Below are 13,323 nucleotides of genomic sequence, written 5' to 3'. Positions count from 1 at the left end.
AAATTCATTAGTTTTTCATATTAATGATCATGTTTATGGTGTAAATCAGGAAAATGATTATGATCATGCTCTTTTTCATTATGTTTATGTTTATGAATGTGTTTTTTATTTTTATTATCTCCAGTCATTTCTTCCTCACTAAAAAAATTGTGATTATGTTCATGATGGCCATCATCATGAGAATGAATATGAATATGTTCCATTGAAACATGATAATGCTTATGTTTATGAACTAAATTATTCGTGATAATTATTCCAAATACTAAAAATAAAGTAGCTATAATTAAATTTAATGTTAATGGATCTCCTATAAATAAGATAGAGAATAAAATTCCCCAAAAAGGAGCTGTAGAAAATAAAATCTGACTCCTAGTAGCTCCAAGATTTTGAGCAGAACTAACAAAGAAAACAATACTTAATCCATAAGACACAATTCCAAGAATAATTCCATAGAATAAAAGATTTAATGGAATAAATTGTCCGGCTATAAACATCCCAATAACAAAATTTACTCCTCCTCCAAAGATTCCTTTGATAAATGTAATTACTTCTGGTGAATATCCATCAACAATAGAAGTTAATTGATTATCTATACCCCATGAGAAACAAGCCATAATTATAAAAATAATCGAATAGAAATCTCCAAAATCATTTCCCCAAGAAACAATCAGACCAGCTATGAAAGTAAGTAAAAGACCAATAAAACCATATTTATCTAAATGATCTTTAAATAAAACAATTCCTATGATAGCTGTTGCTACAAGCTCCATATTTAACCAAATAGCTGTTGAACTTGCACTTGTATGGGAAAGTCCCATCATTAAGAATAAAGGACCTAAGATACCACCAAAAAGAACAATGAAAATTATTTTTAATAAATTTATATCAAAATTTATAATATTCTTTTTAATAGCACTTTTTTTAACATCTTGACTATTAAAATATAATTCTTCATTAGAATCTATATTTTGAGAATAATGTATATTATCAGAATTTATATTATCCTGATTTATATTATTAGGAGATGTATTATCAGAATTTATATTATTTATATTGTTATATTTATTATAATATTTATCATATTTCCGATTTTTATAGGTTTTAATCATATTCTTAATTAATTGAGGAATAATAACTATACCTGATCCTAAATAAAGCAATCCAGATAATTGAAAAGAATTCAAATTAGATAAAAGAACTTTACTAAAAGGAGTTGCAATTCCAAATAATAATCCAGAGAAAAGACCTAATATTATCCAATAATTTTTATTTTTCATGACCTAACCACTTAACCATCTAAATTAAATATTTGAATATTTAATTAAATTTTTATCATTATTTATTTAACTTTTTTCAATTTTACTAACTGTGCATAGCTATCGCTTTCAGATTCTATTAATTCAAACCCAAATTCTTCAAATGTATTATATATCTCTTGAGATGTTTCAAATTTTCCTACAATGCCTATTTGTTTTAATGTAGAGTTCATTATTATTCGAATTATTTTAGGAAATTTTGGATCCACTATGTACAAATATGCTCCTATTTTCATAACTCTTCCAGCTTCTTCTGCAAAACTTATTTTATCATCAAAATGATGATATGCCATACATGCAGTTAGTATATCAAATTTGTTATCTACAAAAGGCATTTTATCAGAATTAGAAATTTGTATGTTCATATTGGGACATTTTTCTTTAGCTATTTTTACCATATTCTCTTCTACATCTATTCCATAACCATTGATATCATACTTATCAGATAATTCTCTTAATATTTTACCTGTACCACATCCAACATCTAATAAATTATCTCCATCTTTTAATTCAATTTGATTTAATAATAAATTATAAAATTTCTTGGAAAATTTACCTTCAAATCCTTTATCATATGAAGATGCTCTGTTATTAAATTTAAAATCTTTTTTCATTATTTTACCTAATTTTTTAATAATTTAAAATTGTTAATAATATATAAACATTTAATACATTAATTCAAATAGTATTACTTTTTTTATTTTTACTTATAAATGAGTATTACTCATAATATATTAAAACTTCTATTTAATGTTTAAGGAAATTTTAAAAAATATAATTTTATGAGATTATTAGCAAAAATAAAAAAATAAAAAAATAAAACTAAGGATTATATTTAGGTAATTCACCATTATATCCTCTTGAATCTAAAGCATGCTGAAGATGTTCACTTTTTTCAAGAGATTTGAAGAAAAGATTAGTAATTAAAAGACCTAATGACCTATAAGAATTTTTTATCCCATTATATCCCATTCTAGTTTTTTGAGCATTTGTCATTATTTTTATTTGATCTAAAAAGACAAAAATAATATTATACATCAATAGAGCTATTTCAATAAAAATTTTTGGAACTTTAATCTTTTTAAGGTCATTTAATATCTCAGATATTGGTGTTGTTGAAGATAAAAAACCAAGTGCTGAAAAACATGCTAATGTTCTAAAAAATGTAGTTATAGCAAGAGTTAAAGCATCTTCACGAACTACTATTCCAAATATTCCTGTATGAAAAATAATAGGACCAGTTCCAAAGAAAAAAGCCAAAAATATACAAGTTATTAATGAAAATCCAAATGGAATAGAAATAAATTTAATATAAAATCTAAAAGGAACCCTAGCTACAAAAAGCAACAAAAATGCAATGAAAAAAGTTATAATTAAAGAAACAATTGGCAAATTGACTATTAAAGCAAAAACCATTAAGAAAATTGCGAAAATAAACTTAAAAGTACTATTAACATTTCTTAATTCATTTGTGTGTGCAATATAATCAATTTCCAATTAAATCACCTAAAATTAACAAAAAATCTTACTCATTAATCATTTATTTGTCATCTTTTCCTTTATTTTCACACTTAGATGTTCCACGCCAATAACCTATGAAATATCCAATTATTATTGCTCCAATAGCTGCTTGAAGTGCAAATAATAAACTTTCTATTTCACCACTCGGAGGTTCCCAAAAACTAGAAAACCATGGTTGATAACCAGTTCCTTCAATAACTTCACTAGCAGCACCATCAGCACCACCAAAATAACCTTGATCTTCTCCAAGACCAGAATACATTACCATAGGGACAATAGCTATAATAGCTACAAGAATTAATAAAATTATATCTCTATTTCGAGTCTTCATAATATCACTTTAAAATTATTTATTCTATATATTGTTTAACTAGTTACCTCAGACTCTTTTTTAAATCCTTTTAGAACATTGAGCTTTTTAAGTAATTGTGGTTTGTATTTAGTCAATTGATCCCATATAACCACAGTTAACAACCCTTCAGCAATAGCTAATGGAATTTGAGTAACAGCAAATATTCCTAAGAAAGTTGTCAAAGCTGATTGGAATGTAGGTTCTGGAAAAGCTAAAGATAATTGGAATGCAGTAGTAACATAAGTTAAAAGATCACCCAAGAATGCTGCAAAAAATATAGCTATTGCAGAAGATATTCCATATCTTGTAAATCCTTTATAAACTACCCATGCTGCAAAAGGTCCAACTATACCCATAGAAAATACATTAGCTCCAAGAGTAGTTAATCCACCATGAGCAAGAAGTATAGCTTGGAACAATAAAACAATTGTAGCTAAAACAGCTGCTGCTGCAGGGCCAAATAAAGCTGCTCCAAGTCCATTACCAGTAGGATGTGAACAACTACCAGTAACAGAAGGTATCTTTAATGACGAAAGTATAAACATAAAAGCCCCACTAACTGCTAATAATGATTTTGATTCTGGAACTTCATCAGTTACTTTTTTAATTCTAAAAATCCCATAAGCAATAACTGGTATTGAAAGTATAAACCAGACAGCACACCACAATGGTGGTAAAAATCCTTCCATAATATGCATTTATCATCTCTCCATATATTTAATATGAGAAGTCCTATCAATAAATTAAATTATCCCTAATTTTATATTATCCTTAATAATCACCAAATATCTAAGAATATATAAATTATATATAAATTACAAATTATATATGCTTAAGTAAACTTTAATATTAATAAAGTCCATTTGATATTTCTTAATATTAATAGTATAATATATAAAGTTTTCGATTTTTTAAAGTTTATTTTAAAAAATTAAAATAAGATTGAATAAACTAAGAAAGTTAAAATTCTAAAAAATTAAAAAAGTAAAAAATAAAAAAGTAAAAAGAATAAATTAAGAAAGTTAAAATTCTAAAAAATTAAAAAAGTAAAAAATAAAAAAGAATAAATTTACTTTATAGAATCACTAATCTCATCAAGAGCTGTTTTTGGATTATCAGCTTCATAGATAGATCTACCAATAATTAAAGCATCAGCATATTTTAAAGTATCTTTTGGATCTCCACCTTGAGTACCAACTCCTGGGGAAATAATAAAAGAATCATTACCTACAATATTTCTAATATCTGATAATCTATCAATACGAGTAGAAGGAGCAACATAATTTTTAATACCCATATCAAGACCCATTTTAGCTATTTCATCAGCAACTGGCTGAAGAAACATTTTAGCCCCCGGATGTGACATTTCAGTTAAAAGAAAAACATCCCCACCATAGCTATTAGCAATATCTACACAAGCTTCAACACTATCTTTTCCAACAAAACCATGAGTAATAATAGCATCTGCACCAGCATCAAATGATAAATCAGCTATTTTTGAATTAGTTTCAGGAATATCAGCTACTTTATAATCACAAATAACTTTGAAATTAAAATTTTCTTTAAATATTTGAATTGATTTAAGACCTTCAGCTAAAGTTAAAGGATATCCAATTTTAATAGTATTAATATCTTCTGCAATTGCTTCAGCAACTTCATATGCATTTAAAAGATCCATTAAATCCATAGCTAATATTATATTATTTTTAACATCCATATAAACACCCAAATAAGATCTTAAGAAAAAATTTTATAAATTAAGATTAATTAATCATTAAATTGTTAAATCTATAATAATCATAATTATCAGATAATATAATTATTATTATAATAATAATTATTATAATTATTACAATTTATTATTATATTATAATTATTATAATTATAATTACTATTTATTTTATAGTATAATTATTATTTAACATATTGTTTAACATCATTTCTTACAATTGAAGATGCACCATAATCTTTAATGCCATTTAACATTTCAGGAAATTTATTTTTCTCAATTAAAACATTTATCTGTGAAAATTTGCTTCCTGTATTTATTGTAGGTTCATCAGAACAATATCCATTAGTAACTAAAAAATCACTTACTACAGTAGCTATGTCATTATTAACATTAAATTTGACATCAAAGTATTTTATAGCTGTAGTTGCACCATAAAGCTGTTCAAAAATCATTTTAGCTTTTTCCATCTTTTCATCTATACAGTTAATTCCTGCATAAAGACCTGCAGATGAGTGCATTATAGTTTCAAGCTCTACAAGTCCAGCTTTTTTTAAGCTACTTCCTGTTTGAGTATTATCAACAATAAGATCTGCACCTTTAGCTATATAAACTTCAGTAGCACCATCGGAATTAATTATTTGAACTTTATCATTTTCACCATCAACAAGACCACGAACTTGGACAAGAGGGACAGAATCACCAAATAATTCTTTATATCCATCGTTTTCCATTATATGTTTTCTAGTAAGATTTGGATATTCAGTGAAACAGAGAATAGGAGTATCCCGATCTTTATTTAATCGGAAAAATTCACTAAGAGAGAAATATGGAGAATCCATTGGAACCGCTACAATAAGACGAGTTTGACCATAATCAAGATCCCCGATTTTTGTTATCCCACAATCATTAGAAACTGATTCTTCTTTAACCCAATCTTCACCAACAATAGCTATGTCCACCATTCCTCTGTTGAGTTCAACAGGTGTACTTTGAGGACGAGTGAGAAATGCTTTAATTTCATCATCATTAACAATATCAATTTCATAAGATTCATTTCCAGGTTCATATCCCCTAACTTCATATCCAGCATCTTTAAAGAGCTGATATGTATTTCCTCTATTTACATTATTTAAACTTCCTTTTGGAAGCCCTATTATAATCTCCATAACAACCTACCATATTTTGATTTAATTCTTTTTAATATAATATTATTATACAAAAATATAATTTATAAAAATTTTATAAAATACTATAAATTACTATAATAATAATTTATAAAATATTATAAAAAATATAATAATTAATATTTTAATTAATATATTAAGATAATTAATATTTATAATAAATATTAATTTGTTAATTAAACTATATAACCATTATTAAATCATTTAATATAATAATAAAGTATTTTAATAATAAATAAATACAATAAAAATACCTATAAAAATTAATTTTTATAAAATTATTAATTATTATTAATTATTATTAAAATTAAAAAATTTTAAAATTTTAAAATTAAAAAATTAATACATTCAAATAAAAATTTACTTATTTTTTTAATCCTAAAATTGATATTTTTTCTATAAAATTTATTTTAACACCAATTAAGGAAACAAATATTCCTGCTAAACATCCTATTGAAGCTATAATAGCAACTATTTTTGAACTTACAATTAAAAGATGGAAATATTGAGGAAGAATCTGAAGTGATCCCATAATTATCGCAAAAGTAACAGTTAACATTCCTAAACTTAAAGTTTCACCAATAACTCTTGTAGTTGAAACTGTTGCTGAAGCAATTGATGCAAATTTATCTGGAAGAGAACTCATAACAATATTTGTATTTGGAGATATAAACATTCCATAACCAACACCTTCAAGAATAATTGCCATTATAATAACTGGAATAGTAGTAGTTGAATCCATAAACGCTAAAATAATTAAAGAAATAAATGCTAGTGTTAATCCAGAACTAGCTAATATTCTTGGGTTAAATTTATCAGATAATCTCCCTGCAAAAAATGTTGATATTGCCATTGAAAGAGGGGCTAACATAAGAATTAAACCAGTTAGTTGAGGATCTATCCCTTTAATATACTGTAAATGATAATCAACAATATATGTAATTACAAAAGTTGCAAATGAGCATAAAAATGCTGCAAAACTTGCAAATGTAAACACTCTATTTTTAATAATTTTAATAGGAAATAGAGGAAACTTAGATTTTAACTGCCATTTTCCAAATATAGCAAATGAGATTATAGCTAGTAAAACTAAAATTATTCCATTTAGTTCATGGATTGTTGTAAATCCATATGTTAAAAAGGAAATAGCTAATCCAAATATTAAAGCTCCAATATAATCAAATTTCTCTCCTTTTGAAAAAATCCATTCATCAGAAACTTTAAAATAAGTTATTAATATAGTTAATATTAAAAACGGTATTACAAATAAAAATACACTTCTCCATCCAAAATTATGAGTTAAAAAACCACCAAGAATATTAGCTACAATAAGACCAACATAAGCTATTGAAGTTATTATTCCTATTCCTTTTCCTCTTTCATGTGGAGGCATTGATTCTGTTACAATAGCTAAAGTTGAAACATTTAATATTGCAACACTAAATCCCTGTAAAGCTCTAAAAGCTATTAAAAAATTAGATGAATTAGAAACTGAAACACCTAATGATCCTATTATCAAAAGAATTAAACCTAAATAAAACGTTTTTTTTAATCCAAACTTTGCAGATATTTTTCCAAAAGGTATTGAAAAAATAGCTATTGTTAGAAAAAAAATTATAGCTATCCAATTCTGTGCTACTGCACTAACAGCAAAATCTCTAGCCATATTTGGTAATGCAATTGAGATTACTGATACAACATACCCTGATAAAAAATATGATAATGCAGTAATCAATAATATATATTTATTTTTAGACAATGTGTTTAAATGCTTTGAATCAATGTTATTATATTTTACTTTCTTTTCATCTTCTTTTAATTTTGAATTCATAGTTAATACCTTTAATCATTCAATGAGTAATTCTGTGTCGATATACATTAATCATGATCATAATATGGCATTATAAACAATATTTATCAATAATTAATTTAATATCAATATAATAATTGAATTAATAAATTAATAATAATTAAATTAATAATTTAATATAATAATTTAAAATGCTAATTAATAGAAAATTTAATATTAAATATATCATTATATGAAATTATTAAAAAATATTGAATAATTAATATTAATCATTATTAATAATTATAAATTTACTTAATTCTATTTATTATTTATATAATATAAATGTAACCTAAATTTCATCATAAATTTACAATAAAAAGAAAAATAGATAATAAAAAAGGTAAACTTGACAATAAATTTAATAAAGATATATAATACAGCTATTTATCTAGATAATATTTTAAAAATATAAATAATATTATAAAAAATATTTCTAAATAAATTAAAATAATTTAAAATAATTTAAAATAAGTTAAAATAATTTAATATAATTTAATATAATTTAAAATAAATTGAAATAATTAATATTTGATAAATATCATTATTTTTAGAATAATTTATATAAATTATAAAAATTATATTAACATTATGAAATTAGAACAATTATTAGCTAAATGTCCTAAATGTGGATCACAAGATAAAACTGTGCAAAGAAAAATGTTAGATGATCAAAAAGCTCATGCAGAAATGAAAGCTGTTGTATGTGATGAATGTGGATATATTTTTGAAACAAAAGAAGATCAAGAAGAAAAATATAAAGAGAAAGAAAAAGAAGAAATAAAAAAAGGAAAATGAAGATAAATAAAAAATTGTTATTATAAAGAATAAAAATAATTAATTAAAATAATAAATTAATATAATAAATTAATAATAAATTAAATAATAATTAAATAATTAAATTAAATAATGAAATAAATAATAAAATTAAAATTAAAAACCCAAATAGTGAAAAATATGACTTTCCATGTGATGATAATTCCAACTTTAGATTGTCCATCTAACTGTGCCTACTGTTGGGGCTCAAAAAAAGGTTCCGGAGTAATGGATATTGAAATTGTAAAGGAAATTGTAACTTGGTTAGATGGATTTAGAGACGATTATGTTCATTTTACATTTCATGGTGGAGAACCTCTTCTTGCAGGTTACGATTTTTACAAAGAAGCACTCCCAATCCTAAAAAATGCATCAACTCATAAGGAAGCGGGATTTTCTCTTCAAAGTAATCTATGGTTAATAAATCAAGATTTAGCTAAACTTTTTGCTGAATATGGAGTAGCTATTAGTACTAGTATTGATGGTCCTCGTGAAATTAATGATTATCAACGGGGAAAAGGTTATTTTGATAAAACTATGGAAGGATATAAAACAGCTACAGAAAACGGAGTTAAAATTAACTTTATTTGTACATTTACATCATATTCTAAGGATTTTGAAGAAGAAATATATAACTTCTTTTTGGAAAACAGATATAATATGAAACTTCATGCAGCACTTCCTTCAATGAGAGGAGAAAATGCGGATCCTTGGGCATTAGAACAAGAAGATCATGGAAAACTTCTTATACAGTTACTTGATAGATACCTTAATGATCTTGATAAAATAGAAATAAAAGACTTTGATCATATTTGTAAAAGTTCATTTAGAAGAAGAGGAACTCTTTGTACATTTGCTGATTGTATGGGGGATACTTTAGCTATTGGTCACGATGGAAGCATTTATCCTTGTTATCGATTTAATGGAATGGAAGAATGGATAATGGGAAATGTAAAAAACAAACCATCCATGAAACAATTGATGAAAAGTGAAGCCTGGCAAAAACTAATGGATTTTAAAGATTTTGTAGATGAAAATTGTGGAGATTGTACATATATAAAATTTTGCAGAGGAGGATGCCCATATAATGGTATTGTAGCTACTGGAACTGCTAAATCTGTTGATCCCCAATGTACTGCATATAAAATGATTTTCAAAGAAGTTAGTAACAGAGCTAATAAAGACTTTTTAAAGTCATCTATCCCCCCTATTATGGGAGAAAACACAGTAAATAAACATGAAACAAAGAAAAAATATTCAATTATGGATTTAATGCTTAAACAATAATAATTAATAATACTATACAAAACAAAATTAAATTAAATATTTTTTTCATAATATTATTTATTAAAAACTAAAAACAAAATTAATAAATAGAATATGTAAAATAAATAAAATAATACTAAAAAACATAATAGGAATATTTACATATTACTAAGTATAAAAATAAGAATATTTACATATTATCGAGTATAACAATAGGAATATTTATATATTATTGGGTATAATATAATTATGCTTACAACAAATATGATTTGTTGAAATAAACACAAACACGAAGTAATTTGTTAGGAGTGAATGATCCCACTACCACAAATATTAATTGTTTACCCTAATAAATTACTTATTTTACCATTATTATATATTATTATTTTTAAATTCTGTTTTTAATTATCTCATATAGTATTTTACTATTTTAATATTATTTTATATTATTTTACTACTATTATATTATTATTACACTATTTTTATTACTATTTTTATATTAATTATTCTTTTTTTTAGATTTATATTTTATATCTTTTTAAAAAATTAATAAAAAATTATTTCATTATATTTTGATTTAATAAAGAAATTTATAAAAAATATATTATTATTTACATATTCTTAATAAATATTGATAAAAATTAAAAAAATTATAAAAAATAATAGAATTATAATAAAATAACAAATTGATAATAAAAGTAAAAAATAAAAATAAAATGAATACATTCAATTTATTTAATAAATCAAATGAAATAAAAATAGTAAATCAGAACCTTAAACTACTATATCTTCCATGGATATAATATTTATCAGATCTCCAATTATTAACTACTCCAAAACCATTTAATTCATTATTAGATGCATCAGCTACATACCATGTTTTACCAACTTTAATTTGAACCCAAACATGACCATACCAGTTTCCACTGACAAATTTACATCTTCCATGAACATAACGAGCTGGAATTTTACTAGCTCTGCAAAGAGCAATTATTGCATGGGATAAATCTACACAATTACCTTTTCTATTTGCAATTGCTTTTTTAGCACCGTATCGAGTATTATAATAGGAAGTATAATCCATATTATCCCTTACCCAATAATAAATAGCTTTTGCTTTAGCTAATTTAGTATTACAACCTTTTGTAATCTTTTTTGCCATTTTTTTAATATAAACACTATTAGATTGACAATTTTTAGATGATTTTAAATATTTAGCTAATGAACCACCAGTATATCTACTATTTAAAGGATTTTTTGTTCCTGGACGTACATATTTAGGAGTTGATTTAGTTATAGTATTTGGACATTTAATAGAAATATCAATTTTTGTTGGAAACTCATTTCTAGCTAAAACTTTTGAAAAAATAAAAACAATTGTCTGATATTGCATAGATCCTATACTAGTATCGATATAATTAGGAGCAACCTTATAATAGTTCATATAATCAATAACTTCTAACACACTTTTATAAAATTTACTAAATGAAATATTACCATATATACTTGTACCTCTAATATTTTGAGGATCTTTAAGGTTATATTTAACAGGAATATTGGAATTTTTTTTATTTTTCTTATATTGAATTGTTTTTGAAATTAAATAAAGAAATTCTGGAATAGAAAACTTATAACCAGATATTTTAACAAATTTAGGTAGTTTTCCATGAACATATACATAGCGATTTAAATAACTAGCAGCAAGAGTTATACTATTTTGAGATAGTTTAGTTGGTTTGATTTTTGTACTATGTCTAGAAGCAGATGCTGGTTTAACATAATCAACTACTTTATTAGAAGTAACAACAATAGACAAAGTTTTATTTGAATCTGAAGTTTTATTAGTTGTTGTAACATTAGAATTAGAAATATTATTAGTATTAGTAGTAATAGTAGTAGCACTAAATTTAGTTTCATTAATTATTATATCACTAGAATTAGTATCATCAGTAATAATGTTACTATTTTCATTTACAACATCAGCATTTACACTTGTTATACAAAGAAAAAACAAACAAACAAAAATTAATAATAAAAGTCTTGATTTTCTATTTAATAAATATTTTCCATTCCTGTTTCTAAAATTGTTTAATGAAATATTACCACCAAATACGTGTTTATTAATAAAATTTACAAATAAATTATATTATTTAATTAAATTATATTAATTTTATATGGTCAATTTTGTTTTTTATGCCAATTCCAAGCACTTTCAACAATTTTTTCCAAATCAGTGCATTGAGGATTCCAATTTAAAGTGTTTTTAGCCCTCATAGAATCAGCTATTAAAATAGGCGGATCTCCATCTCGACGACCTAGTATTTCTTTTTTTATTTCAATACCTGTGACTTTCTCACAAATATCAACTACTTCTTTAACTGAAAATCCATTCCCATTTCCAAGATTAAAGATATTTTCACCATCAATAGAATATTTTTCAGAATCTAAATATTCAAAAGCTTTAATATGAGCTTGAGCAAGATCAGCTACATGAATATAATCTCTAATACAAGTTCCATCATGAGTATCATAATCATCCCCAAATATAGATATATTATCTCTTTTTTCAGTAGCTACATCTAAAATAAGAGGAATTAAATGAGTTTCAGGATTATGTCTTTCACCAATTTCTCCTTCTATATCAGCACCAGATGCATTAAAATATCTAAGTGCAGAATATTTAAATTCAGGAGATCCTAATTTTGATTCTCTTTCTAATGCAAGTTCAACCATTAATTTAGATTTTCCATAAGGGTTAATTGGGTTTAATTTATGATTTTCAGTAATAGGGACCTGATAAGGATTACCATATACTGCTGCAGTCGAAGAAAATATAAATTTATTGATAGAATTATTTTTCATAACTTTAAGAAGAGATAGAGTGTTTTTATAATTGTTTTTATAATATTTAGCTGGAAATTTAACAGATTCTCCAACAGAAATAAATCCTGCAAAATGCATTACTCCTTCAATATCATATTTATTAAAAATTGATTCAACTTTTTCAGTATCAGCTAAATCGCATTTAACAAATTCACCCCATTTAATAGCATCCTCATATCCATAGCTAAGATTATCCAAAACAACAGTATCATAACCTTCTTTATGGAGTTCTTTATTTACATGAGAACCTATATATCCTGCTCCACCTGTTACTAAAATCATTTATAATTATGCCCCTAAATACGTTTAAAATTGATAATTAATTATTATATATTATAATATAATTATTCTTATAATTATATTTAATTTATGATTATTTAAATTTATGGTTATTCTAAAAATAA

12 protein-coding genes are annotated in these 13,323 nt (G+C 24.2%); 2 read left to right on the top strand and 10 right to left on the bottom strand.

The window, feature by feature from the left end:
- Positions 1-20: 20 nt before the first annotated feature.
- From KQY27_RS05660 to KQY27_RS05625, 8 genes are all read right to left on the bottom strand, one after another.
- Positions 21-1,277 carry a DMT family transporter gene (locus KQY27_RS05660; RefSeq protein ID WP_224425599.1) on the bottom strand — a complete coding sequence of 419 codons (1,257 nt, stop codon included), beginning with the start codon at positions 1,275-1,277 and terminating at the stop codon, positions 21-23.
- A 62-nt stretch (positions 1,278-1,339) separates the two neighbouring features.
- Complete coding sequence (locus KQY27_RS05655) at positions 1,340-1,930, bottom strand: class I SAM-dependent methyltransferase (RefSeq protein ID WP_224425598.1); 591 nt, start codon at positions 1,928-1,930, stop codon at positions 1,340-1,342.
- A gap of 208 nt (positions 1,931-2,138) precedes the next feature.
- Positions 2,139-2,813, bottom strand: a complete 675-nt coding sequence (gene cbiQ, locus KQY27_RS05650) for a cobalt ECF transporter T component CbiQ (RefSeq protein WP_224425597.1) — start codon at positions 2,811-2,813, stop codon at positions 2,139-2,141.
- Between the two features lie 43 nt (positions 2,814-2,856).
- Positions 2,857-3,168: an energy-coupling factor ABC transporter substrate-binding protein gene (locus tag KQY27_RS05645; RefSeq protein ID WP_224425596.1), complete on the bottom strand. Its 312-nt coding sequence runs from the start codon at positions 3,166-3,168 to the stop codon at positions 2,857-2,859.
- A 35-nt stretch (positions 3,169-3,203) separates the two neighbouring features.
- Positions 3,204-3,887 carry a cobalt ECF transporter S component CbiM gene (gene cbiM, locus KQY27_RS05640; protein WP_224425595.1) on the bottom strand — a complete coding sequence of 228 codons (684 nt, stop codon included), beginning with the start codon at positions 3,885-3,887 and terminating at the stop codon, positions 3,204-3,206.
- A 371-nt stretch (positions 3,888-4,258) separates the two neighbouring features.
- Entirely contained in the window at positions 4,259-4,906 is a 648-nt protein-coding gene (pyrF, locus tag KQY27_RS05635) for an orotidine-5'-phosphate decarboxylase (RefSeq protein ID WP_224425594.1), read from the bottom strand.
- Between the two features lie 197 nt (positions 4,907-5,103).
- The gene (locus KQY27_RS05630) at positions 5,104-6,087 is read right to left on the bottom strand and encodes an ATP phosphoribosyltransferase (protein ID WP_224425593.1); all 984 of its coding nucleotides are present in this window, start codon (positions 6,085-6,087) and stop codon (positions 5,104-5,106) included.
- A gap of 382 nt (positions 6,088-6,469) precedes the next feature.
- Positions 6,470-7,936, bottom strand: a complete 1,467-nt coding sequence (locus KQY27_RS05625) for an MFS transporter (protein ID WP_224425592.1) — start codon at positions 7,934-7,936, stop codon at positions 6,470-6,472.
- A gap of 609 nt (positions 7,937-8,545) precedes the next feature.
- On the opposite strand from KQY27_RS05625, the gene KQY27_RS05620 reads away from it, so the two are divergent.
- Complete coding sequence (locus KQY27_RS05620) at positions 8,546-8,752, top strand: TIGR04165 family Cys-rich peptide (RefSeq protein WP_224425591.1); 207 nt, start codon at positions 8,546-8,548, stop codon at positions 8,750-8,752.
- 159 nt (positions 8,753-8,911) lie between these two features.
- Positions 8,912-10,057, top strand: a complete 1,146-nt coding sequence (locus KQY27_RS05615; protein WP_224425590.1) for a TIGR04083 family peptide-modifying radical SAM enzyme — start codon at positions 8,912-8,914, stop codon at positions 10,055-10,057.
- Between the two features lie 745 nt (positions 10,058-10,802).
- On the opposite strand, the gene KQY27_RS05610 is transcribed toward KQY27_RS05615, so the two are convergent.
- Complete coding sequence (locus tag KQY27_RS05610; protein ID WP_224425589.1) at positions 10,803-12,050, bottom strand: transglutaminase-like domain-containing protein; 1,248 nt, start codon at positions 12,048-12,050, stop codon at positions 10,803-10,805.
- A gap of 164 nt (positions 12,051-12,214) precedes the next feature.
- Positions 12,215-13,201 carry a UDP-glucose 4-epimerase GalE gene (gene galE / locus KQY27_RS05605; RefSeq protein ID WP_224425588.1) on the bottom strand — a complete coding sequence of 329 codons (987 nt, stop codon included), beginning with the start codon at positions 13,199-13,201 and terminating at the stop codon, positions 12,215-12,217.
- Between the last annotated feature and the right edge of the window lie 122 nt (positions 13,202-13,323).

Origin of the sequence: Methanobrevibacter sp. TMH8 (assembly GCF_020148105.1) — an archaeon.
Lineage (GTDB): Archaea > Methanobacteriota > Methanobacteria > Methanobacteriales > Methanobacteriaceae > Methanobinarius.
The sequence above is the reverse complement of the archived record's forward strand: the minus strand, read 5'-3'. Positions and strand labels throughout refer to the sequence as shown.

What these genes read in the sequence shown, in the direction of transcription:
- KQY27_RS05625 (WP_224425592.1), bottom strand. Translation starts at nt 7,936, where the DNA reads ATGAATTCAAAATTAAAAGAAGATGAAAAGAAAGTAAAATATAATAAC.
- KQY27_RS05630 (WP_224425593.1), bottom strand. Translation starts at nt 6,087, where the DNA reads ATGGAGATTATAATAGGGCTTCCAAAAGGAAGTTTAAATAATGTAAAT.
- galE (WP_224425588.1), bottom strand. Translation starts at nt 13,201, where the DNA reads ATGATTTTAGTAACAGGTGGAGCAGGATATATAGGTTCTCATGTAAAT.
- KQY27_RS05620 (WP_224425591.1), top strand. Translation starts at nt 8,546, where the DNA reads ATGAAATTAGAACAATTATTAGCTAAATGTCCTAAATGTGGATCACAA.
- KQY27_RS05645 (WP_224425596.1), bottom strand. Translation starts at nt 3,168, where the DNA reads ATGAAGACTCGAAATAGAGATATAATTTTATTAATTCTTGTAGCTATT.
- KQY27_RS05660 (WP_224425599.1), bottom strand. Translation starts at nt 1,277, where the DNA reads ATGAAAAATAAAAATTATTGGATAATATTAGGTCTTTTCTCTGGATTA.
- KQY27_RS05655 (WP_224425598.1), bottom strand. Translation starts at nt 1,930, where the DNA reads ATGAAAAAAGATTTTAAATTTAATAACAGAGCATCTTCATATGATAAA.
- pyrF (WP_224425594.1), bottom strand. Translation starts at nt 4,906, where the DNA reads ATGGATGTTAAAAATAATATAATATTAGCTATGGATTTAATGGATCTT.
- KQY27_RS05615 (WP_224425590.1), top strand. Translation starts at nt 8,912, where the DNA reads ATGACTTTCCATGTGATGATAATTCCAACTTTAGATTGTCCATCTAAC.
- cbiM (WP_224425595.1), bottom strand. Translation starts at nt 3,887, where the DNA reads ATGCATATTATGGAAGGATTTTTACCACCATTGTGGTGTGCTGTCTGG.